This window comes from Deltaproteobacteria bacterium (assembly GCA_016874755.1).
Taxonomy (GTDB): domain Bacteria; phylum Desulfobacterota; class Binatia; order UBA9968; family UBA9968; genus DP-20.
The window spans coordinates 158,143-181,497 of record VGTH01000001.1; the positions used below are offsets into that span (position 1 = coordinate 158,143).

The 23,355-nt window shown below is 58.2% G+C and carries 21 protein-coding genes; 17 read left to right on the forward strand and 4 right to left on the reverse strand.

Annotated features, from left to right (window positions below; all coding sequences use genetic code 11):
- Nucleotides 1-106: 106 nt before the first annotated feature.
- The 8 genes from uvrA to FJ145_00770 all read left to right on the forward strand — a co-directional run bounded on the left by uvrA (nucleotide 107) and on the right by FJ145_00770 (nucleotide 9,293).
- Entirely contained in the window at nucleotides 107-2,641 is a 2,535-nt protein-coding gene (gene uvrA, locus FJ145_00735) for an excinuclease ABC subunit A (protein ID MBM4259949.1), read from the forward strand.
- A 114-nt stretch (nucleotides 2,642-2,755) separates the two neighbouring features.
- Complete coding sequence (locus tag FJ145_00740) at nucleotides 2,756-3,988, forward strand: IscS subfamily cysteine desulfurase (protein ID MBM4259950.1); 1,233 nt, start codon at nucleotides 2,756-2,758, stop codon at nucleotides 3,986-3,988.
- A gap of 24 nt (nucleotides 3,989-4,012) precedes the next feature.
- Nucleotides 4,013-4,345, forward strand: coding sequence for an iron-sulfur cluster assembly accessory protein (locus FJ145_00745; protein ID MBM4259951.1), 333 nt, complete (start codon nucleotides 4,013-4,015; stop codon nucleotides 4,343-4,345).
- Nucleotides 4,346-4,481: 136 nt separating this feature from the next.
- Nucleotides 4,482-5,930 carry a Fe-S cluster assembly protein SufB gene (sufB, locus tag FJ145_00750; protein MBM4259952.1) on the forward strand — a complete coding sequence of 483 codons (1,449 nt, stop codon included), beginning with the start codon at nucleotides 4,482-4,484 and terminating at the stop codon, nucleotides 5,928-5,930.
- Entirely contained in the window at nucleotides 5,930-7,135 is a 1,206-nt protein-coding gene (nifS, locus tag FJ145_00755) for a cysteine desulfurase NifS (GenBank protein ID MBM4259953.1), read from the forward strand. The genes sufB and nifS overlap by 1 nt, the downstream gene beginning before the upstream one ends.
- A 3-nt stretch (nucleotides 7,136-7,138) precedes the next feature.
- Nucleotides 7,139-7,591: an Rrf2 family transcriptional regulator gene (locus FJ145_00760; GenBank protein MBM4259954.1), complete on the forward strand. Its 453-nt coding sequence runs from the start codon at nucleotides 7,139-7,141 to the stop codon at nucleotides 7,589-7,591.
- 64 nt (nucleotides 7,592-7,655) lie between these two features.
- A complete protein-coding gene (locus tag FJ145_00765; GenBank protein MBM4259955.1) occupies nucleotides 7,656-8,114 on the forward strand; it encodes a hypothetical protein in 459 nt (152 codons plus the stop codon).
- Nucleotides 8,115-8,144: 30 nt separating this feature from the next.
- Nucleotides 8,145-9,293, forward strand: coding sequence for a lysophospholipid acyltransferase family protein (locus FJ145_00770; GenBank protein MBM4259956.1), 1,149 nt, complete (start codon nucleotides 8,145-8,147; stop codon nucleotides 9,291-9,293).
- On the opposite strand, the gene FJ145_00775 is transcribed toward FJ145_00770, so the two are convergent.
- Nucleotides 9,294-9,893: a hypothetical protein gene (locus FJ145_00775; protein MBM4259957.1), complete on the reverse strand. Its 600-nt coding sequence runs from the start codon at nucleotides 9,891-9,893 to the stop codon at nucleotides 9,294-9,296. It abuts the gene before it with no gap.
- On the reverse strand, nucleotides 9,893-10,396 hold the full coding sequence (locus FJ145_00780) for a sulfopyruvate decarboxylase subunit alpha (GenBank protein MBM4259958.1): 504 nt from the start codon (nucleotides 10,394-10,396) through the stop codon (nucleotides 9,893-9,895). The genes FJ145_00775 and FJ145_00780 overlap by 1 nt, the downstream gene beginning before the upstream one ends.
- Nucleotides 10,397-10,544: 148 nt before the next feature.
- Here FJ145_00780 and gcvH point away from each other — a divergent pair, with 148 nt between their 5' ends.
- Complete coding sequence (gene gcvH / locus FJ145_00785; protein MBM4259959.1) at nucleotides 10,545-10,928, forward strand: glycine cleavage system protein GcvH; 384 nt, start codon at nucleotides 10,545-10,547, stop codon at nucleotides 10,926-10,928.
- A 14-nt stretch (nucleotides 10,929-10,942) separates the two neighbouring features.
- Here gcvH and FJ145_00790 read toward each other — a convergent pair whose 3' ends face one another.
- Nucleotides 10,943-11,338 carry a septum formation initiator family protein gene (locus tag FJ145_00790; protein MBM4259960.1) on the reverse strand — a complete coding sequence of 132 codons (396 nt, stop codon included), beginning with the start codon at nucleotides 11,336-11,338 and terminating at the stop codon, nucleotides 10,943-10,945.
- 47 nt (nucleotides 11,339-11,385) lie between these two features.
- Here FJ145_00790 and FJ145_00795 point away from each other — a divergent pair, with 47 nt between their 5' ends.
- The 6 genes from FJ145_00795 (at nucleotide 11,386) to FJ145_00820 (ending at nucleotide 18,843) form a co-directional block, all read left to right on the forward strand.
- Nucleotides 11,386-12,672: a phosphopyruvate hydratase gene (locus tag FJ145_00795; protein ID MBM4259961.1), complete on the forward strand. Its 1,287-nt coding sequence runs from the start codon at nucleotides 11,386-11,388 to the stop codon at nucleotides 12,670-12,672.
- Between the two features lies 1 nt (nucleotide 12,673).
- The gene (gene nth, locus FJ145_00800) at nucleotides 12,674-13,375 is read left to right on the forward strand and encodes an endonuclease III (protein ID MBM4259962.1); all 702 of its coding nucleotides are present in this window, start codon (nucleotides 12,674-12,676) and stop codon (nucleotides 13,373-13,375) included.
- Nucleotides 13,376-13,383: 8 nt separating this feature from the next.
- Nucleotides 13,384-14,760 carry an MmgE/PrpD family protein gene (locus tag FJ145_00805; protein ID MBM4259963.1) on the forward strand — a complete coding sequence of 459 codons (1,377 nt, stop codon included), beginning with the start codon at nucleotides 13,384-13,386 and terminating at the stop codon, nucleotides 14,758-14,760.
- A gap of 26 nt (nucleotides 14,761-14,786) precedes the next feature.
- Nucleotides 14,787-16,265, forward strand: coding sequence for an FAD-dependent oxidoreductase (locus tag FJ145_00810; protein ID MBM4259964.1), 1,479 nt, complete (start codon nucleotides 14,787-14,789; stop codon nucleotides 16,263-16,265).
- Nucleotides 16,266-16,391: 126 nt separating this feature from the next.
- Complete coding sequence (locus FJ145_00815) at nucleotides 16,392-17,465, forward strand: extracellular solute-binding protein (protein ID MBM4259965.1); 1,074 nt, start codon at nucleotides 16,392-16,394, stop codon at nucleotides 17,463-17,465.
- Between the two features lie 16 nt (nucleotides 17,466-17,481).
- Complete coding sequence (locus FJ145_00820; protein MBM4259966.1) at nucleotides 17,482-18,843, forward strand: MmgE/PrpD family protein; 1,362 nt, start codon at nucleotides 17,482-17,484, stop codon at nucleotides 18,841-18,843.
- A 282-nt stretch (nucleotides 18,844-19,125) separates the two neighbouring features.
- Here FJ145_00820 and FJ145_00825 read toward each other — a convergent pair whose 3' ends face one another.
- Entirely contained in the window at nucleotides 19,126-20,370 is a 1,245-nt protein-coding gene (locus FJ145_00825; protein MBM4259967.1) for an MFS transporter, read from the reverse strand.
- A gap of 116 nt (nucleotides 20,371-20,486) precedes the next feature.
- On the opposite strand from FJ145_00825, the gene FJ145_00830 reads away from it, so the two are divergent.
- The gene (locus FJ145_00830) at nucleotides 20,487-21,464 is read left to right on the forward strand and encodes an ornithine cyclodeaminase family protein (GenBank protein MBM4259968.1); all 978 of its coding nucleotides are present in this window, start codon (nucleotides 20,487-20,489) and stop codon (nucleotides 21,462-21,464) included.
- 79 nt (nucleotides 21,465-21,543) lie between these two features.
- The gene (locus tag FJ145_00835) at nucleotides 21,544-23,343 is read left to right on the forward strand and encodes a M3 family oligoendopeptidase (protein ID MBM4259969.1); all 1,800 of its coding nucleotides are present in this window, start codon (nucleotides 21,544-21,546) and stop codon (nucleotides 23,341-23,343) included.
- Nucleotides 23,344-23,355: the final 12 nt, after the last annotated feature.

Genomic DNA, 23,355 nt, shown 5'->3' on the forward strand with positions numbered 1-23,355 from the left:
CGTAAAGCGTAAAACCACTCCGCGAAATTTGCGCTGACGCCTTCGCTCCTACAGGGTTTCGCCTCGATCGACTCAAAGCGTTGAATCGAGGTAGGTTTGTGTCCTTATGTCCTCTAAGATCGTTATCCGCGGCGCACGGGTTCACAATCTCAAAAACATCGACCTGGAAATTCCCCGCGATCAGTTGGTAGTCATCACCGGCGTTTCGGGGTCGGGCAAGTCTTCTCTAGCTTTCGATACGCTCTACGCCGAGGGGCAGCGGCGCTATCTCGAAGCGCTCGCCGTCGATGCGCGGCAGTTTATCCATCAAATCGAGAGGCCGGATGTCGATACGATAGACGGCCTGTCGCCGGCCATCGCCATCGAGCAGAAAGCCGGCCGCTACTCGCCCCGTTCGACGGTCGGCACGATGAGCGAAATCTACGACTACCTGCGGTTGTTATTTGCGCGCGTCGGCCAGCCGAATTGCGTGCAGTGCGGTTGCGCTATCAAAGCCTATACAACCCAGCAGATCGTCGACGAGCTGATGTCATTGCCGGCGCAGACGCGACTGCAGCTTATGGCGCCGATTGCCATCGCCTCTGCAGGCGCGCGCCAAAAGATTTTGCGCGAGCTCGCGCGCAACGGTTTTGCCCGCGTGCGCATCGGCGCGCACGTGCATGAGCTGTCCGACGCGATGGAAGACGATGCCGGCGCCGATGCGCCGATGGACTTAATCGTCGACCGCATCGTGGTGCGCGAGGGCGTGGAGAAACGGCTGGCCGATTCCATCGAAGTCGCAGCCCGGGCCGGCGCGCAGATCGTCAAAGTTTCGGCGCAGTCGGCAAGCGGCGCAGAGCCGGCAAGCGATCTCGTTTTCAGCCAGAAATTCGCCTGCGTCGAATGCGGCAGCGCGTTGCCCGAGATTACGCCGACGCTGTTTTCTTTTAATAGCCCGAGCGGTGCTTGTTCCGGCTGCAGTGGCAGCGGCGTGAAGAGCAAAGCAGCGGGACGCAAAAATCCAGAGGCTGAAGCGACCTCGAACAGCCAACCCTGCACGGAATGTGAGGGCCGCCGTCTTAGAAAGGAAAGTCTCGCGATTAAAATGAGCGGGCGGAACATCGCCGAGGTGAGCGCTCTGCCGGTGGTCGAAGCGTTGGAATTTTTTCGGAATCTCCAGTGGGACGAGCGTGAGCGCGCCGTTGGCAAAAAAATTCTCGATGAGATTACCAGCCGGTTGCGCTACCTGATGCAGGTCGGAGTCGACTATTTGAGCCTCGATCGCGCCGCGACGACGCTTTCCGGCGGCGAGGCGCAGCGGGTGCGATTGGCAACCCAGATTGGCGCGGCTCTGGCCGGTGTGCTCTACATTCTTGATGAACCAAGTATCGGTCTGCATCAAAAGGACAACGCCCGCTTGTTGGCGCTGTTGCAGCGACTGCGCGAGAGCGGCAATTCGGTGATTCTAGTCGAGCACGATCCGGACGCGATGCGCGCCGCGGATTATCTGATCGACATGGGTCCCGGCGCCGGCGAACAAGGCGGCTCGGTCGTCGCCTGTGGCACGCCGAAAGAATTGATGCGCGCCGCGGCGTCGCGCACGGGACAGTATCTGTCCGGGCAACTGCAAATTTCTCCACCGGCGCAGCGGCGCAAAGGCAGCGGCGTTTTTTTAACCATCAAAGGCGCGCGGGAGCACAACCTGAAAAACCTCACCGTGCAGTTTCCCATTGGCGCATTAACCTGCGTCACGGGCGTGTCGGGCTCCGGCAAGAGCAGCTTGGTGATGGACATTCTTTACAACGAGATGGCGCGCCGGCTGCACAAGGCGCAGGCGCCGGCCGGCAGCTTCGATGAAATAAGCGGCGCGGAAAATTTCGACCGGGTGATCGGCGTCGATCAAAGCCCGATCGGGCGCACGCCGCGCTCCAACCCGGCGACCTATACCGGCATCCACGATCACTTGCGCGAATTATTCGCGCAGCTCCCCGAAGCTCGGCTGCGCGGCTACAAGGCCGAGCGCTTTTCTTTTAACGCGAAGGGCGGGCGCTGCGAAGCTTGCGGCGGCGATGGCGTGACGCAGGTCGACATGTATTTTCTCGCCGATGTGTTCGTCACCTGCGAGGTGTGCAAGGGCAGGCGCTACAACCGCGAGACTCTGGACATCAAATACAAAGGCTTGAGCATCGCCGACGTGCTCGATCTCACCGTGGCGCAGGCTGCCGAATTGCTAGCGAGCATTCCAGCGATCTTCGAGCGGCTGCGCACCCTGCGTGACGTGGGCCTGGGCTATTTGCGCTTGGGCCAGAGTGCGGCGACGCTTTCGGGCGGCGAAGCGCAGCGGGTCAAGCTGGCGCGCGAATTGGCGCGCCGCTCGACGGGCAATTCGCTTTACATCCTCGACGAGCCCACCAGCGGTTTGCACTTCGACGACATCCGGCAACTCTTGGATGTGCTCAATCGTCTAATCGACGCGGGCAATACCATGGTCATCATCGAGCACAATCTCGATGTCATCAAATGCGCCGATTATGTGATCGATCTCGGCCCCCAGGGCGGGAGGCACGGGGGTGAGGTGGTCGCGGCGGGAGCTCCGGAAGAAGTCTGCCAGAAACCTGTTTCTCTGACCGGCCAATATTTGCGGCCTTTGCTGGTTGCCTGATGGAGCCCTGCCTTAGATCGAAACCCTTTGTTTCCAATGGCTTAGGTGCTTATAATTTCGTTGACTCAGCCTTGGCCATTGATTATCTTATATATCAGACTGAATCAGTAGGATATGCCGAGCATCATGAAAACGCCGATTTATTTGGATAATCACGCCACCACGCCGGTGGATCCGCGGGTGCTGGAAGCGATGCTGCCCTATTTCGGCGACAAATTTGGCAACGCGGCGAGTAAGAGCCATGCGTTTGGTTGGGAGGCGGACTCTGCGGTCGATACGGCACGCGAGCAGGTGGCTAAGTTGATTCATGCGGCGTCGCCGCGCGAGATCGTTTTCACCAGCGGCGCAACGGAGTCGGATAATCTGGCGATTAAGGGCGTCGCCGAGGCGTACAAAGAAAAAGGCAATCATATCGTCACCTGCGTGACCGAGCACAAGGCGGTGCTCGATAGCTGCAAAATATTGCAGAAGCATGGCTTCGAGGTGACCTCTCTGCCGGTGCGGCCGGATGGGTTGATCGATCTGCAAAGATTGCGCAGCGCGCTGACTGACAAGACGATCTTGGTTTCGATCATGGCGGCCAACAATGAGATCGGCACGATCCACCCGGTGAAAGAGATCGGCCGCATGACGCGCGAGCGCGGGATCTTTTTTCACACCGACGCTACTCAGGCGGTGGGTAAAGTACCGATCGACGTCGATGATCTGTGCATCGACCTACTGTCGATCACGGCGCACAAAATGTATGGCCCCAAGGGTGTCGGCGCTTTGTATGTGCGCTCAAAAAATCCGCGGGTAAAACTGACGCAGCAAATCGATGGCGGCGGTCACGAGCAGGGAATGCGCTCGGGGACGTTGAACGTGCCGGGAATCGTCGGGTTGGGCGCCGCCTGCGCGCTGGCGCAGAAAGAGATGGCCGCCGAAGGCGAGCGCATGATCGCACTGCGCGAGCGGCTGCGCCAGGGCATCATGAGCCAGCTCGACGACGTGCGGATCAACGGTCACGCGACCGAGCGGCTGCCGGGTAACCTCAATATGAGCTTTGCCTACGTCGAAGGGGAATCGTTATTGATGGGGCTCAAAGAAATCGCCGTGTCCACTGGCTCCGCGTGCACCTCGGCCAATCTGGAGCCGTCCCACGTGTTGAAAGCGATCGGGCTTGAAGACGAGCTGGCACACACGTCAATTCGTTTCGGCTTGGGCCGGTTCAATACTGAGGAAGAGGTCGATTACACGATCGGTCGAGTTGTCGAAGAAGTGCGCCGGCTGCGCGAGATTTCGCCCCTGTACAAGGCGCGCAAAGCCAAACTGGCCAAACAGCAATCTGGGGCGGAACCAATTTCTTAACCGATTGGTTTTAAGGAGACGGACATGGCGATGGGAGTCACACTGACGGAACGGGCGGCCGCGCGGATCAAAGAGTTGATTGCCGCGGAGAATCGCGACGGCCAAGGGCTGCGCGTCAAAGTCATCGGCGGCGGCTGTTCAGGCTTGCAGTATAAAGTCGATCTCGATGCGCCCAAGGGCACCGACAAGATCTTCGAGAAAGACGGCGCCAAGGTGCTGGTCGATATGAAGAGCCTACTCTATTTGGGCGGCACCGAGTTGGATTACAAAGATGAATTGATGCAATCGGGATTTGTTTTTCAAAATCCCAACGTGAAAAAAGCCTGCGGCTGTGGCGCGTCGTTCGCAGTGTCGTAATGCGAGTGCGCCGAATCAGAGAACCATTTTCACCACGATGGACACGAAGATCACGAAGGAAAGCCAAAGAAACAAATTTCCGAACTTCGGCTCCTTCGAGCGCTTCGTGGTGAGTAATTCTTGAAGGAAGTGAGCAATGTCTACCGTAGAAGAGCTGGCGCAGCAGGAATACAAATGGGGTTTTGTCACCGACATCGCCGCCGACACGGTGCCCCCAGGGCTAAACGAAGATGTCGTTCAGCTGATTTCGGCCAAGAAAAACGAGCCGGCGTTCATGCTCGAGTGGCGGCTTAAGGCCTATCGCCATTGGGCCAAGCTGGAGAAGAGCCAAGCCGAACCGAAATGGGCGAAGGTTCATTATCCAGCGATCGACTATCAAGCGATCAGCTACTATTCGGCGCCCAAGGCAAAAGCCGACGGGCCGAAGAGTTTAGAAGAAGTCGACCCTGAGCTGCTCAAGACCTACGAGAAATTGGGCATTCCGCTCAAAGAGCAGGAACGCTTGAGCGGCATCGCCGTCGATGCGGTGTTCGATAGCGTCTCGGTGGCGACAACTTTCAAAGGCAAATTGGCCGAGATGGGGGTGATTTTTTGCTCGTTCTCGGAGGCGGTGCAGAATCATCCTGACCTGGTGCAGAAATATTTAGGCTCAGTGGTGCCTTATACTGACAACTTTTTCGCGGCCTTGAATTCGGCGGTCTTTAGCGACGGTTCTTTTTGCTACATCCCGAAAGATGTCCGCTGCCCGATGGAGCTGTCGACCTATTTTCGCATTAACGCCGCGGAGACCGGGCAGTTCGAGCGCACGCTGATCGTCGCCGACGAGCGTGCCTATGTCAGCTATCTCGAAGGCTGCACCGCGCCGATGCGCGATAAAAATCAGCTCCATGCCGCGGTGGTCGAGCTGGTGGCCCATGACGACGCGCAGATCAAGTATTCCACCGTGCAGAACTGGTACCCGGGCGACAAAGAGGGCAAGGGCGGCATTTATAACTTCGTCACCAAGCGCGGCAAATGCCTGGGCAAGCGCTCGAAGATTTCCTGGACCCAGGTGGAGACCGGCTCGGCGATTACCTGGAAGTATCCCAGTTGTATCCTGCAGGGCGACGATTCGGCGGGTGAGTTCTACTCGGTGGCGCTGACGAATAATTATCAACAGGCCGACACCGGCACCAAGATGATTCACATGGGCAAGAACACCAAGAGCACGATTATTTCGAAGGGCATCTCCGCCGGCCATGGACAGAACACCTATCGCGGTTTGGTCAAGGTGCTGAAGGGCGCCAGCGGCGCGCGCAACTACTCGCAGTGCGATTCCTTGCTGCTGGGCGACAAGTGCGGCGCGCATACTTTCCCTTACCTGGAAGTGGCCAACAGCGGCGCGCAGGTGGAGCATGAGGCATCGACTTCGAAGATCGGCGAAGACCAGTTGTTTTATTGCCGGCAGCGCGGCATCTCCAATGAAGACGCCGTCAATATGATCGTCAACGGTTTTTGCAAGCAGGTTTTCAAAGAGCTGCCGATGGAGTTCGCGGTGGAAGCGCAGAAGCTATTGGGTGTCAGCCTCGAGGGCAGCGTCGGATGATTAAAGAAGTCTACTTTGACAACAACGCGACGACGCGGGTGATTCCTGAAGTCATCGATGCGATGGTGCCATTTCTCGGTGAATACTATGGCAACCCGTCGAGTATTCATCGCTTCGGCAGCGGCGTCGGCCAAAAGCTCGCTGAGGCGCGGCCGCAGGTCGCCAAGCTGATCGGCGCCGCCGATCCCGTGGAAATTATTTTCACCAGCTGCGGCACCGAAGGCGACAACGCGGCGATTCGCGGCATGCTCGAGGCGCGGCCGGACAAACGCCATATCGTCACGACGCAGGTGGAGCATCCCGCGGTGCTACAGCTATGCCAGCACCTGGAGAAAAAAGGCTGGCGGGTGACCTGGCTGGGGGTCGACGAAAATGGCGCACTCGATTTGGACGAGCTGCGCGCTGCCTTGAGCGACGACACGGCGCTGGTTTCGGTCATGCACGCCAACAATGAAACCGGCGTGATTTTTCCGATCGACAAAATTGCCGAGATTGTCCGGGCCAAGGGCATCCCGTTCCACGTCGATGCGGTGCAAACCGCCGGAAAAATTCCCATCGACGTCCGGGCCAGCGGCGTCGATTTGCTCACGATATCCGGCCACAAATTTCACGGTCCCAAGGGGATTGGGGCGCTTTATGTGCGGCGCGGCATTACCTTCCCGCCCTTTTTGATCGGCGGACATCAAGAGAGAAACCGCCGTGCCGGCACCGAAAACGTCGCGGGCATTATCGGCATGGGTAAAGCTGCGGAGCTGGCATTTACGCGCCTGGGCGATTATGGCAGCCAAGTTCGGGCGCTGCGGGACCAGTTGGAACAGTCGTTATCGGCATCTGGATTGGAGATTCGTATCAACGGACAGTCGCAGGAGCGCTTGCCGAACACTTCCAACGTGAGTTTTCGTTATTTGGAGGGGGAGTCCATCCTGGTTTTGCTCGATCAGCAGGGCATTTGTGCCTCGACGGGTTCGGCGTGCACGGCGGGGTCGTCCGAGCCGTCGCATGTGCTGCGCGCGATGAAAGTGCCGACGGACTGGCTCCAAGGCGCGGTGCGATTTAGCCTGAGTCGACTAAATAGCGCCGATGAAGTCGATTACGTGAACGAAAAGTTGCCGCCAATCGTCCAAAGACTAAAGGGGTTTTCCGCATTGGGCCGTTTGGGGGAGCGCTCGGCAACGGTTGCCTCCAATCTCGGAGCAAGGGGGTAGCCGATGAGCCTGATGCAGATACCGCGGCGAGTGGATTACGGCCTTAGAGCGGTGATTTATCTTGCCAGCCAGAGTTCGGAGAAGTGCTGCTCGATTGCGGAAATTGCCCAGGAACAGGGAGTGCCGAAGAAGTTTTTGGAGAAGATCATTCAAGATCTCATGCGCAAGGGTTTGATCAAGTCCAAGCGCGGCGCCAATGGCGGCTACGTGCTGGCGCGGCCCGCGGAGACGATCTCCTTCTACGATGTCATTGAGGCCATTGAAGGGCCTATTGCAGTCAATGCTTGCATGGACTCCCATGTGTCCTGCGACCAAATGCCGCGCTGCACCATGATCGGTGTCTGGAGCGAAGTGCAGAAAAAAATCACGGAGGTTTTTACCCGGACAACAATTGCCGATTTACGACAAACACCTTGCCGGGATTTGTTGACTTCTTCTCTTTCGAGTGCGGCATGACACGGATCGAATATTGCTTTGTTGGTCGTGACTTCAGGCCGTACCCAATAGGGAGGTGGCGTTTATGAGTTATGAAACAGGATTGAGCATGGAAGAGCGGGTTACGTCGCTCTTTCAGCCCGACACTTTGCTGCCGGAGCAGTTCCTCGATACTTTCCGGCGCAAACTGCATTTAGAGCCGGAAAAGAAGCTTATGCTTGCGGTGCTCGAGGACGCCGTGGCGTGCTATCAGAAATATCTGTTTGCGCGCGATGGCAAAGGCAAGACGCTGTTCCGCGAGACCGAAGAGTGGGTGATAGACGATCACGGCGATTGGCTGTTTTCGTTTGCCAACGTGTGCGACTTGTTGGGCTTCGAAGCCGACTATCTTCGCCAAGGTTTGTTGAAATGGAAGGAACGCCGGCTGGCAGAACATACGCAGGCGAAAGTCTACACGTTAACGACGGAGCGGCCGAAGAACCGGCGCGGCGGCGCAGTGGCGCACCCCGCTCGGCGGCGGTTGCGGCGGGCCGCCAGCCGGTAAGTAAGAACAATTCCTGACCAAAGGCGGCGGATGATAATTTCATCACGCCGCCTTTGTTTTTCTGCTGCCCTGTTGCTTGAAAAGGCCGGCAAACAACTTCATAAATTAAGGATGGCTCAAGGTTTCGCCCAGCACTTCGACAACCTACGCTATCGTTTGGGCGAATATTCCCTGCGCGCTTTTGTCGCCTGCCTGCCAGCGATTCCGCAATGGATTCCTAACGCTTTCCTGGCCGTCATGGGGCGGCTGACGTTTGCGCTGCTGTGGAATTACCGCAGCCGCATGGAGGCCAACGTGACGCTCGCCCTGGGCCATGAAATCAAGGATGACTCTCAGCGCAGAGCGCTGATTTGGCGCGCCTGGCAGAACTTTGCCCGCGGGGTTTACGACACCAGCGCGGTTATGCATTACTCCAAAGAACAGTTTATCAAACGGATCGCGCTCTACGGCGAAGAACATTTGCAGCGCGCCTTGGCCCAGGGCAAAGGCGTGCTGGCACTGAGCGCCCACTTGGGCGGCTTCACGTTGATCGGCGGCCGGCTGGCCGCCGCCGGCTACAAATTCAGTGTCGTCGTCAAACACCCGAGCAATCAGCGCTTCGCCCGGCTGCTCGACCAATACCGCGCGCAGCTCGGTATTCAGACCATTTCTGCCAAGCCGCGCCGCGAAGCGGTGCGCGGCATTATCAAAGCGTTGCGGCAAAATCACATCGTTTTGGTGATCGCCGATGAATTCAAATCGGGCGAAGTGATGATCGATTTTTTCGGCCAGTCCTGCGCGGCGCCGCGCGGTCCGGCCGCGTTGGCGTTGCGCACCGGCGCGGTCACGCTGCCGATGTTTGCGGTGCGCCAGCCCGACAACTCATTCGTCCTGACAATCGATCCGGAGATTCCACCGGTCCAAAAAGAAAACCTTGACGACAGCGTAGCTGCCACCACGGTGGTTTATTCGCAGCGCCTAGAAGAAGAGATTCGCCGCCACCCCGATCAATGGAACTGGCTGGGCTTTCCGCACAGCGACGGGCGCATCTCGCGCGCTGAGTACGCGCGCAGGGCTGGACTGCGGCGGCCGATGCGCAAGCCGCCAGTAGATCCCGGCGCCGAGCAGACGCCGGTTGCCGAAGCGGTTGTCAAACCTGCCACGAGCCAATCGACTGGCCAGGTGGTGGAAAAGATCTAGCTACAGTTTTGAATCGAAACCGGGATTCAAGATCCGCTTCTTTTCCGATTCCTCGAGATAGCGCATAAAGCGATATTTGTTTTCGATCTCGTCGAGTTTCAATGCCGGCAGGTCCTGCGGCTGTCCCGGGTCGACTTTGACGGCGATCAGCGTCAGCTGATTTTTCTTCCATGCCTCGATGAACGCAGCGCGGAACTCCTCCGGGGTTTTGACCCACAGGGCGTTTTTATAGCCGGCGCCGCGGGCGAGCGTGACGGCATCGACGATTGACGACGCCGTGGTGGTGCCGCCCGAGGCTTCGTAGATCTCGTTGTCGAACAGCAGATGAATAAAATTGCCCGGGCTCTGCCGGGCAATCGTCGGCAGGCCGCAAAGGTTCATGAGAAAGGCGCCGTCGCCGTCGATGGCAACGACTTTGCGGTGCGGCAGCGCGATGGCGAGGCCGGCGGACACCGAGGAGACCAGTCCTAAGGTGCGAGTCTTCAAGTTGCCTTCGCTGGGCCGCACCGCCCACCATTCGCGCGACGCCCAACCGGTGGAAACCACCAACGCGTCGGCGCAATCGTTGGCGATGACCTTTAGATAATCGTAGCGCTGCATTATTTCACTCCTAACACCGACTTGGTCAGCAACACCGCCACCGGTTTTTTCGAGTCGTCGGCAAGCACCTGGGCGCCGCTGAGAATATCGTCGATCTCTTCGGTGCGGCGCAGCACGTAGTTGCGGATGCCCATGGCGTTTAACACCGGCTCGGTCACTGCGCCCAGCGTGGTAAAGCCGCGATCGCCGCGGTCGCCGGCATAGTAGATCAGCAGCAGCACGGGAATTTGCAGCTGCATCGACGTGGTGGTGAGGGCGTTGCAGCTATTTAAGAATCCGGCGTTCTGCATGATCAACGCGGTTTTCTTGCCGGCGAGATAGGCGCCGGCACAGATGCCGATGCCTTCTTCTTCGCGGCAAAGCGGCACATGCTTGAGCTCTTTATCGCTTTCCACCGTGCGGATCACTTCGAGCATTTTTTCGTCGGGTAAGGTCGCCACGAAATCGATGCCGGCTTTTTTTAAGCCGGCGACGATCAGCGCGGCGCATTGGTTTGGGTTCATACGGTTTCCTTTTTCTCGCGCACTGCTTGAGGCTGTGAGTCAGTGCATACTGAAGGCGCTGCAAGATTTCAAGACAAGCGTTTGGCAGTCAATTCCAGTCTTGACACCGATTGGTCACTTCCTATAGTGAGCAAAGTAAAAGGACGCCATGGAAAAAGAAGTAAAAGTGAGTCAGCAGCATGTTTGGGTCGGCATCGAAGGCCAACATGTCTACTTGGGTCTGACCAATTTCATTCAAGGCGAGCTGGGCAAGATGATTTCTGTGGAGCTGCCCGATGTTGGCGATCGCATCGAGGAAGGCGAAATCTTCGCCGAGCTGGAATCGGTTTCGACGGTGCACGAGTTGATTTCACCGATCACCGGCACCGTGCTTGCGGTCAATCCCCACCTGGAAGATCAACCGACAATCATCAATGAAGACCCCTATAACGACGGCTGGCTGATCGAGGTTCGGCTCAAGGACGAGTCGGAGCTGGATTCATTGATGGATATGGACGAGTACTACCACTTCGTTTTCAAAGACAAGAAGTAGGAGACAGAGCCGCTCTAACGTTTCTTGTGCGCCGGCGCGCTTGAGTCGCTGAGGGTTTCGGCGGGCGCGCGGCGTGCGTTGTTGGGGTCCGAGGAGGGGAAGCGATAGATGACTTCACCCCGGCGCACCAGATTCAACTCCTCGCGCGCGAGTTTTTCCAAATAATGATTGTTGTTGCGCAGCTGACGGATGCGCTGCGCCAGGACTTCGTTTTCTCTCTGTAAACGAAAGTTCTGTTCGTCTAGTTTCGCCTTCTCGCCGCGCAGACGCCAGAGGTGAACCGCGCCGCGGTCGCCGGTAAGCGTGTAGATGGCTACTAAAACGATCAGCCCGGCGAGCGTGTAAAGCAGCCAATTGGGCGGTAGTTGGAAGCGGAGCTTGAACGCCATAGCGCAGTAGCAATATAGCATATTTTATGATTTTGTCTTGCTGATTATCTGACGGGGAGGTTTTTGCGATGAAAATCGGTCGGGTGCATGCGCGGGAGGTGTTGGATTCCAGGGGCCAGCCGACGGTGGAGGTGGAGGTGGCCCTGAAAAACGGCGTGGTTGGGCGCGCCACGGTGCCCTCCGGCGCCTCGACTGGTATTCATGAGGCGGTGGAGCTCCGCGACGGCGGCAAGCGATTTTTGGGGAAGGGGGTATCCAAGGCGGTAGCGCATGTCAACGGCAAACTCGCTCCCCGCCTGCGCGGCAAGGAAGCCCGTAACCAGGCCGAACTGGACCAAATCATGCTGAAGCTCGACGGCTCGCCTAACAAGGGCAAGCTGGGCGCCAATGCCATCCTGGGAGTTTCCCTGGCGGTGGCGCAGGCGCAAGCCAAGGCCCAGGGGTTGTCTCTGTACCGTTACTTGGGCGGGCAAGAGGCGCGTACCCTGCCGGTGCCCATGCTCAATGTGCTCAACGGCGGCGCCCACGCCGACAACAACGTCGATGTTCAGGAATTCATGATTGTGCCCTTCGGCATGAAGAGCTTCAAAGAGGCCCTGCGCGGCGCGGCGGAGATATTTCAGACCTTGAAAAAAGTGCTGCACGATCGCGGTCTGTCGACCAGCGTCGGCGACGAGGGCGGTTTTGCGCCCCGGGTGGCGAGCAATGCCGAGGCGATCGAGCTTTTGCTCGAAGCGATCACCCAGGCAGGCTACAAACCGGGCACCCAGGTGGGCTTGGCGTTGGACGTGGCGTCCAGCGAGTTTTATGGCGAAGGGATTTACATTTTCAAGAAATCCGACGGTCGCCGGCGCAACCGCGACGAGATGGTGCGCCTCTATGAGGACTGGGTGCGGCAGTATCCGATTCTTTCCATCGAAGATGCCTTCGCCGAAGACGACTGGGATGGCTGGCGCATGATGACCAACGCGCTGGGCAAAAAGATTCAGCTCGTCGGCGACGATCTATTTGTCACCAACAAGGTTCGCCTCAAGCAGGGTATCGACTCCAGCGTCGCCAACTCGATTCTGGTCAAAGTGAACCAGATCGGCTCCCTAAGCGAGACCTTGGAAACCATGGCGCTGGCCAAATCGGCAGGCTACACGACCGTGATGTCGCACCGCTCCGGTGAAACCGAAGATGTCACCATCGCCGATCTGGCGGTGGCCACCAACGCCGGCCAGGTCAAAACCGGCGCCCCCTGCCGCGGCGAGCGCACGGCCAAGTACAACCAGCTCCTGCGCATCGAAGAAGAGTTGGGCAAGCGTGCCATCTATCCGGGCAAGAAAGCGTTTCGCGTCGCCAAGGGGAACTGAGTTGAAACAGGAAACTGTTTCGACCAAGCAACCCCAGCCGCCAAAAAAAAGGCGCGAAACCCTTCAAGAAAAAAGCGCGCGGGCGCTGGCCATCGCCGGCGCGCTTGGGCGCTCATACGCGGACCTCGAGTGTCTGCTGACCCATCGAAATCATTTCGAGCTGCTCGCCGCGGTGATTCTTTCGGCGCAATGCACCGACGCCGCGGTCAATAAAGTCACCCCGGAGCTCTTCCGCCGCTTTCCCGATCCGCCCGCCATGGCGCGGGCCTCCACCGACGAGATCGCCGCGATCATCCGCACCCTCGGCCTGTTTCGCGCCAAAGCCAAATCGCTGCAACGATGCGCGCGCCAGCTGGTCGAAGACTTTAGCGGCGAAGTGCCGTCAGCCATGGAGGACTTAACCAAGCTCACCGGTGTCGGCAGAAAGACCGCCAACGTCATCCGCGGTCATGCCTTTGTCATGCCCGGCATCGCCGTCGACACCCACTGCGGACGATTGGCGCGGCGCTTGGGATTGACGCGCCAACAAGATCCGGTCAAAGTCGAACACGACCTGAGTAAGATTCTGCCGGCGCAAGAGTGGACCGACTTCTCACACCGGCTCATTCTCCACGGACGACAGGTTTGCTACGCCAGAAAACCCGCCTGCGAGCGGTGCGTGTTGAGCGACCTGTGTCCGTCGAGCGGCGCCAGCGACCGCTAACCATTGCCATGAATGTTCAACCAACCGCTGCCCAGCGGCTCGCCCAATTTATTTGCCAGCTCAAGTATGGCGAGATTCCGGCTGCGGCGGTGTCGCGCTGCAAAGACCTTTTGTTGGATCAGCTCGGCTGTCAGTTAATCGGCTCGCTCATGCCGTGGAATCAGCCGGTCTATCGGTTTGTCAAAGCGAACAAATCGGGCGGGCCAGCGCGGATTGTGAAAACCGGCGAGCCGGTGCCGCTCGACGACGCCGTGTTGGTCAACGGCACCTACGCGCAGGGTTGTGAGCTTGACGACTACTACGATCAGGGCGGCGGCCATCCTGGGGCGGCGTCGGTGCCGGTGATTCTTGCTTTGGCGGAGCAGCAGCCGGTGAGCGGTCAAGAACTGGTCACAGCGCTGGTCGCCGGCTGCGAAGTCGGCTGGCGCGTCGGCCGCGCGCTCTTGCCGGAGCTGATGCGGCGCGGCTATCACGCGCAAAGCGCTGTGGGTGTTTTCATTGCCGCTGCTGCGGCGGGAAAAATTCTTCGGCTCGATGCCGAGCAGATGACCCATGCGCTGGCCATTGCCGGCAGTCACGCCGGCGGGACGATGGAATATGATCAGAGCGGCGGTGAGGTCAAGCGCGTGCACAACGGCATGGCCTGCTGCGGCGGGCTGCGCTCGGCCATGTTGGCGCAGGTCGGGCTGACTGGGCCGCCGACGATTTTCGAAGGGGAGCGCGGCATTCTCAAAGTGATGTCCGGCGCGTGCAACGTTGAGCCGCTCGTCAAGGATTTGGCCGTGGGCGATCATCTGGGCATCTACCACGCGGCGATGAAACGCTTTCCGGTAAATGCGAGCCAGCACGCGCCCATCGAGCTGCTCGACAAGATAATCCGCGCCAATGGAATCGCTGCCAAACAAGTCGTCAAGATTACGGCCGGCGTCAACGAAGGGATCTTGCTGCACGGCGGCACGATTTACGAACCGCAGGAAGTCATCGAAGCGCAGTTCAGCTTGCGCTTTTCGCTCGCCTTAAGACTGTTGAAGGGCAACAACGATTTGCAGAATTATCTCGATGAAAAGCTCTGGCACGATGCCGCGATGTTGGATATTGGCAGAAAGATTGATTTAATCGCCGACCCGAACGCAGTCGGGCCGCGGCGCTTTGCCTGCGCGATGACAATCGATCTGAACGATGGACGACAAGTGAGCGACCAATTGGCCGCGCCAAAAGGCAACTATCGAAATCCGTTGACGAGGGAAGAGCTGGTGGACAAGTTTAATCGGCTCGGACGCGGGGCGCTGGGCCAAGACCGGCTCACCGGCATCGTAGAAAGCGTCGCTGTCATCGAGAACGCGCCCAACGTTGCTAGTCTTTGCGGAAGCATGGTTGCGGCTTGAGAGCCGGTGCAAGGGAGAGAAGGAAAATGGCAGGAACAACTTACGACGTGATTGTAGTCGGTGCCGGCAATGCCGGCTTGACCGCGGCGCTGGCGGCGCGTCAAGGCGGCGCACATGTGCTGCTCTTGGATAAATGTCCCAAAGAAGTACGCGGCGGCAATACGCGGTTTTCCGGCGGCGGCTTTCGCTTTACCTACAGCAGCATGGACGACATCCGGCCGATGGTGCCGCAGGTGACCGACGAAGAAGCCTCGCACATGGAGACGGGTACCTATTCGACGGCGGATTTTTTTGATGACGTCATGCAGGTGACCGAATATGCGGCGGACAAAAAGCTGACCAATATTTTGGTGGAAAATTCTTATGCTACCGCCCGTTGGCTGACTGACATGAACGTCAAATGGATTCTCGCGACGAGCACGCACGCGGTCAAGACTGGCGGCAGGATCAAGTTTCCGTCCGGCCGCGTGATCTCCGTCAACGACGGCGGCCTTGGTTTGGTGGAGATGTTGTTCCCCACAGCGGAGAAAAACGGTGTGGAGATTGTCTACGGTGCCAATGCCAATGGCTTTATCGCCGATGGCAAAGGCGCGCTCGCCGGTGTGCATGTGCGCAGGCGTGAAGGCATAGTCGATTTCAAAAGCAAGGCAGTGGTCCTCGCCGCGGGCGGCTTTGAGGCCAATCCCGAGATGCGCGCGCGCTACCTCGGCACCGGCTGGGATTTGGTCAAGGTGCGCGGCTCGCGTTACAACACCGGCGAAGCGTTGAATATGGCGCTGGGCCACGGCGCCCAGCCGGTCGGTCATTGGAGCGGCTGCCACGCCGTGTTGGTCGATGCCGAAGCGCCCGACGTCGAGTGCGCCTACGAGCACCGCTATTCGTACCCCTACGGCATCATGGTCGACATCAACGGCAAACGATTCGTCGACGAAGGCGAAGATTTTTTCAGCTACACTTATGCCAAGTGCGGGCGCGAAGTTCTTCGTTTGCCCTGGCGCACGGCGTATCAGATCTTCGATAGTAAAACTCGCCCGCTGCTCCGCTCGGAATACAATCGCGGTTTTCACGTTTCGGCTGACAGCATTGAAGCCCTGGCGAAGAAATTGCCAGGATTGGACTGGGAGAATGTCGTGAAATCGGTGAGCGCGTTCAACGATGCTGTCAGCGATGCGCCCTTCGATCCAGCCAAGCATGACGGCAAATGCACGAAGGGGATCACGCCGGTGAAATCGAACTGGGCGCAGCGTTTGGACACGCCGCCGTATTATTTGTTTCCCGTGACCTGCGGGATTACGTTTACTTTCGGCGGCATCGGCATCACCGAGAAGGGCGAAGTCAAAGATACGAGCGGCAACGTGATCAGCGGGTTGTTTGCCGCGGGCGAAATCACCGGCGGTTCGTTTTTTAACAATTATCCTGGCGGCTCAGGCTTAATGAAAGGCGCGGTGTTTGGACGATTGGCGGGAACCAGCGCGGCAGAATATGCCAAGGCGAAGAGAGTTTGATGCATTGATTCCGAGCCTCCTCTCCCTCTGGGAGAGGCTAGAGGTGAGGGTGCGTTGCTGAACGCAAGCGCGCGAAAAGCAGATCCTTCGCTTGCGCTCAGGATGACAAAACCGGCGATTTAAGCGTTGCGACACAGTTTCACAGGGCGAGGGAATAACTACGGAGTGATAGAAGGGGTTAGCGTGAATCAGCCAACAGCATCTTTGGTTTCTACGGTGATCATCGCGTTCGCGATTTTCCTGGCAGGCCGGCTCTCCGCCCAAGACCGCGACGCAATCATCGCCAAGGCTAGGCAGGAAAAAGAGCTGGTTTACTACAGCACCGCCGATATCCGCGATGGCACGGCGCTGGTGCACGCGTTTCAGAAGAAGTATCCCTTCGTCGAGCCGAAGTTGCTACGGCTCGGCAGTACTCAAGTGGTCACCAAGGTCTTGCAGGAGCACCGTGGCGGCGCACGCTTGTTCGACGTGATCTCGGCAACCAGTTTTCAATTCTACGAGATTCACAAGGAAGATCTGTTTCAGAAACACGAGTCGCCGGAGCGGCGTGCCTTTCACGATGACTTCAAAGATAAAGAAGGTTACTGGGTCAGTGCTTATCACAACGCCAGCGTGGTGGCCTACAACACCCACCTAGTCAAGCCGGTGGAATTGCCGAAAAGCCTAGACGACCTGCTCGATCCCAAGTGGAAGGGCAAGATGTTGATGGACAGCCGTGAGACCGAATGGTACGCCAGCATGATTCAAATTTTGGGGCGAGAAAAGGCGCTGCGCTTGATGCGCGGTTTGGCGAAACAAGATTTGAGTTTTCGCCCGGGCCGGACTTTGATCACTCAAGTGCTGGCCTCGGGGGAAGCGCCGCTGGCGGTGAACAATTACGATCACTTGGTCCAGGCGGCTAAGAAGCGCGGCGCGCCGGTGGAGTCGCTGCCCTTGACGCCGGTGGTGAGCCGGGTGACGCCGATCGCATTGGGCCGCTACGCGCCCCATCCGAACGTGGGCCGATTGTTCATCGATTTTTCGCTCTCCGAAGAAGGGCAAAAGATTCTCCGCGGCTTCGGGCGCAGCTCGGCGCGCCGGGGCATCGAGCCCGACGACTTGCAGCGCAAGGGCATTAAGCTCTACGTCAGCGACATCGCGCTGGCGAAGGACTACGCGCGTTACGACAAAGAGTTCAAAGAGATCTTTGGGCTGAGATAGGCAAGAGGAAACGCAGATGGAAACTGGCATCACGGCAAGGTTGGCACAGCATACTTCACACGTTCGCTACGAAGATATTCCGCCCGAGGCGATCGAAAGAGCCAAGGACTGCATCCTCGATCAGGTCGGTGTCGAGCTGATCGGCTCCACTCTCGACTGGAACAAGATCGCCTATCGCTATGTCACCGACATGGGCGGGCGCGGCGAAAGCACCGTAGTCAATTATGGCACCAAGGTGCTGGCGCAGGACGCCGCCTTCGTCAACGCGACCTTCGGTCAAGGCTGCGAGCTCGACGATGTCGGTTTCGCTGCCGGCGGTCATCTCGGCGCCGCCACCGTGCCGGCAGCGCTGGCGGTGGGCGAAAAGCAGCACTGCAGCGGCAAGGATTTTCTCGCCGCCGTGGTGGTGGGCTGCGATGTGATGTATCGCCTGCTGCGCGCGGTGCGGCCGTCGTCGGGCAAGCGCGGCTTTCATAGCCACGGCATCGGCTCGCCCTTTGGCGCGGTGGCAACCGCAGCGAGATTGCTGCGCTTAAGCGATGACCAAATGCTCCACGCATATGGCATCGCCGGCATGCATTCGAGCGGCACCATGGAATACGACCAGACCGGCGGCGAAGTAAAACGCGTGATCGCCGGCATCGGCGCGCGCGGCGGCGTGCAATCGGCCATGCTGGCCCAACTTGGCCTTACCGGGCCGCCGACGATCATCGAAGGCAAGCGCGGTTTCTTGAGGGTGTTTGCCGATGAGATCGAACCCGAGGAAATCACCAACGACCTTGGCAGCCATTTCAAGATCATGCGCGTCTGGTTCAAGCTCTACCCCTGCGTCGCCACGGTGCAGGGTGTTATTTACACGCTGACCAAGATGGCCGACGAGCACAAGTTTCGCGCCGAGGATATCGAAGAAATCCGCGTCGGTATTTCCGAGACCTCACTGTCTCACGGCGGCGCCATTTACGAACCGCACGATACGGCCAGCGCGCAGTTCAGCCTGCCGTTCTCGCTGGCGATCCGTTTGCTGAAAGGGGACAACGACCTGAGCTATTACATGGACTCGAAATTGTGGACCGATCCGAAAGTATTGGCGCTGGCGAAGAAAGTGAAAAGCTACGCCGATCCCAATGCCAAGAAAGATCAGAACTACAACACGACAATGGAAGTGAAGCTCACTAACGGCAAAAGCTACAAAGCCTTCGAAGCCTACCCGCCCGGCTCGCCGCTCAACATGGTGAGCCGCGACGTGCTGCGCGCCAAGTTCCGCAAGATGGCGCGCGCGGTGCTGCCAGATGAGCGCATCGACAAATTGATTGAAGCGGTCGACCGGCTCGAAAAAATAAAAGATGCCGCGCAGTTGTTGCCTTTGTTGGTGCGATAATTTGTTTTTAGCACGGAGCACCTAGCGCGGCATAGCCGCAACCGAACCAGGCAAGAAATTTTAACACAAAGAGCACAAGGGAGCACAAAGGCTGCTGCGCGCCGGATTCGGAATCGGACTCAAAGAATTTAACCGCAGAGAACGCAAAGGACGCAAAACTTCGGAGAGGAAATATTCACCACTCTAAGCGAGCTATTTCGAAGGAGGCCACGAAGGTAAGAAGCGAAATAAATGTTTTCTTCGAACTTCGCGCTCTTCGTAGCAATATCGGCGCAGTGAACTTCATGCAGGCTCTTCGACCAATGTCGCTCGTTCTTTGCCTTCTTCGCGGATCGCCAGGACCACCAGGTTGGCGACGAATACCGTGCCGGCGAGAAAATAGAAGGCGGTGAGAATCCCCCAACGGTCGGCGATGAAGCCGCAGAGCAGCGGCGCGATCGAGCTTAGCAAAGATTGAGCGCCGGAGAAGAAGCTCACGGTGCTGCCGCCCACTTCCTTTGGGCTCAGGTCGAGCACCCAAGCCCAGATCACCGGACGAACGGCGTAGAGGAAGAAGCCCATGACCGCGAGGCCCGTGATGAACAACCAATTCAAGCGAAAATAGGCGAGCACAATCAGGGCCAGGCTCGTGGAAATCAGTCCGGCGGAAAGGACACGCTTGCGACCGCTGCGATCGGAAATGCTGCCGGCAATGGGCGTGCCGACGAGTCCGGCGGTCTGAATCACGGATAGATAGAGCCCTGCCATGGCGCTGGAGAGTCCCAAATCATTGGTCAGATAGAGCGGAATAAACGTGTGCAGCCCTTGCTGCGTCATCGAGCGCATGCCTGCGACCAGGACCAGCATAAGAATGCTCGGGTTCTGCGCCAGCTTCTTCATTCCCGATAAGTATTCTTTGGCGGAGAGACCTTTTTTCGACTGGGCGCGGCTTTCGAGCTTGCCGAAAAGGAACTTCCACAGGACCAAGGCGATGACAATGCCAGGGATCAAATTGATAAACAGCACGTTGCGCCAAGATAGGTAGAGCAGCAGCACCCCGACAAAAAGCGGCGCCAGGCTTTCGCCGACGTTGGGCCCCATGGCATGGATCGCGATGGCGAAACCGCGCTTGTCGGGATACTTTTCCGAAAGCGTCGAGATGGCCGCCGGATGCCAAAGATAGTTGCCGACGCCGACAAAGGCCATGAAGAGGGCGATCCAAAAAAAGTTCTGGCTGACGCCGACGAGAAAATAGGGCACGCCGGTGGCGACGAGCGCGAGCGCCATGAGCAGCGCTTTTTTGCCGATCAAGTCGACGAGCATGCCTGCAGGGATGTTGATCAGCAGGTTGGCGGCGGCGCGGATGGTGACGAGAAAGCCGGCTTGGCTGTAGCTGAGCCCCATCTCTTTGACCAAAAACGGCAGCAGTAGATAGAAAGTCGCCGGGCACCAGTGTGTGAACGTATGGCCCAGGGCGATCATCCATAGAACCGAATCGGTTCGGCGCAGCTCGCGAACCTGATCTGAAAACTTTTGCGTGAGTGACATGGGAATGAGTTCTTGAATTCCAAGATTGATTTCCAGTCATAGTCCCGCCTGGTGACTTTTACAACTGGAAATAGCCACGCTACCAAAGGGCTTTGTCTTCGTGCTAAAAAAGATCGATGTTGCTGCTCTCCGAAAAAGAAGTTGCCAGCCTGATCGACGTTGACGAACTGATCGCCGCTCTCGAGCAAGCGCACGTGCAGTACTCCACCGGCAAGGCGGTGATGCCGGTGCGTTTGGTGGTGCCGCTGGCGCAGATTCAGGGGCGCATCACGAGCATGCCCGGCTACTTGAACGAGGACAAAGCGCTCGGCATGAAAGTCGTCACTTATTTTCAGGACAATCCCAAGCGGGGGCTGCCGGCGATACTTGCGACCATCATGTTGTTTAGCAGCGAGACCGGCAAAATGATCGCGGCGATGGATGGGACTTACATCACGACCATTCGCACCGCTTGCGCATCGGCGATGGCGACCAAGGTTTTGGCGAATGCCCAGGCGCCAGAGCTTGGAATTCTTGGCGCCGGTGTGCAGGCGCGTGCGCATATCGAAGCGCTGGCGCGCGTGCGGAAACTTGAACGGATCAAAATATACAGCCCATCTGGAACTAGCGCCGCAAAGATCAAGAGCGAAATGGAGCGTCAGGTCGGTGTTCCCATCGAGGTTGCCGCGAGCGCTGAAGCGGCGGTGCGTGAGGTTGATTTGCTCGTGACCGTGACAACGGCCAAAGAGCCGATCGTCAAAGCGGAATGGTTAAAGCCCGGCGTGCATATCAACGCGGTGGGATCGCACCGGCCTGATTTGCGTGAGTTGGACGGCGCGACGTTGGCGCAGTCGAAAGTCGTCGTCGATTCGCGTGAAGCGATCATGGGGGAGTGCGGCGATATATTGCTGGCGCTGAAAGAAAAATCGGTTGGCGAGAATGTCATCCACGGTGAAATTGGCGAGGTGCTGGCGGGTGCCAAGGCGGCCCGTGCCAAGGCGAGCGAGATCACGATCTACAAGTCGGTGGGCATCGCGATCCAAGACGTTGCTACGGCGCAGTTGGTTTATCGTAAGGCTTTGGAAAGCAAGACTGGTACAAATGTGGAGATATAACGGCGCCGAGGGTTTAGCGTCTCGCGTCTTGGGTTAATCCGAATCAACGCCAAACGTTAGACGCTAGACGCAGAACAAAATGACTTGGGATTTAACTACCTACTTTCCTGAATTTAATGGTCCGGCGATGCAGCAATTTAAAGCTGCGGTGCAGAGTGATGTGGATGCCTTGAAGCGCCAGGCAGCTACGTTGGGAGTCCTGCGAGCGGACAACGCGGATGCGTGGGAAGATGTTCTTTTACGCACCGAAGATGTGGCGCGCCGCTTGTCGCATCTGGGTTCTTACATCGGTTGTCTGGCTTCGTCCGATGCGCGCAACGAAGCCTATCAGCAGGAAGAAGCGGCGTTGGTTCGTTTGCGCGCCGAAGCGGGCAAGCTGCGCGTCGAGCTGTTGCGTGCCTTCAAAGAGAGCGACGAGCAGCTCTTCGGCTCGTTCATCGCGAGGCCGGCGCTCGACGGCGCGCAGCATTATCTCAAGCGGCTGCGCGAGGACGCGCGCCGTTCGATGTCGACGGAGAAAGAAATTCTCGCGACGGAATTGGGCATCGACGGCATTCAAGCCTGGGGCCGGCTTTACGACACGGTCTCGGCAAAGCTCGAGTTCGATATGGTGTTTCCCGACGGCAAGTCGGTGCGCACGCCGATGGCGCAGCGCCGCTCGCTGACGGAAAAACCCGATCGGCGTGTGCGTAAAGCGGCGTTCGAAGGCGGCAATGCGGCGTGGCAAACGGTCGAAGACACCGCCGCCAGCGCGCTCAATGCCATTGCCGGCGCGCGGCTGACGCTTAACCGGCATCGTGGCGTCGAGCATTTTCTCGATATCGCGTTGTTTCAGGCGTCGATCACGCGCAAAACGCTCGACGCCATGTTCGAAGCGCTGTTTGCCAACTTGGATATTCCGCGGCGTATTCTGAAACTCAAAGCGAAAGCGATGGGACGCGAAAACATCGCCTGGTATGACCTTGGGGCGCCGCTCGATTTGCCGAATCAAGAAAGACTCTCGTGGGGCAAAGCCAAGGCGACCGTGAGTGAATCGTTCGGTCGCGCCTACGCCGCCCTGGGAAAATTTTTCTCGGAGCAAGTGATTGGCAAGAATTGGGTCGATTGGGAGCCACGCCCCGGCAAACGGCCGGGAGCTTATTGCACCGGCTCCATGCTCAGCAAAGAGTCGCGGGTGTTCATGACCTTCAACGACTCTCTGGGGGACATGCTGACGCTGGCGCACGAGTCCGGCCACGCCTTTCACGGCGCCGTGATGCGCGAGCTGCGCCCCTATGCGCGCGCCTATCCGATGACGCTGGCGGAGACCGCGTCGACCTTCGGGGGAAATGTATTAATGAACGGCATACTCGACGACCCGACTGTGAGTGACGCGCAGAAGGCGATGATCCTCGACATCGAAGCCGGCCACGGCGCGGTCTATTTGTTGGATATTCCCGTGCGCTATGAGTTCGAAAAAGCTTTTTATGAAGAACGCAAAGCCGGGCCGCTGATTGTTTCGCGCTTGAAGGAGCTGATGGCACAGACGCAACGAAAAATTCTCGGCGACGTCCTCGAAGTCGGCGGCGAAGACCCGTACTTCTGGGCTTCGAAGCTGCATTTCTACATCACTGGAATTACTTTCTACAATTTTCCGTACACGTTTGGCTATCTGCTAAGTCGGGGACTGTACGCGATGTTCAAAGAGCAAGGCGCGAGCTTCCTACCGAAATACGAAGAGTTTTTGCGTCTAGCGGGTAGCGATACGGCCGAGAATGTCGTGAAGCGAACAGTTGGAAGTGATATCGAGAAGACAGCATTTTGGAGTGAAGCGATTCACAGCTTGCAGGAGCCAACGCGGCGGTTGGAGGAGTTGCTGCCTAAGGTGTTGCCTCAATAGTTTCGTTGTCGT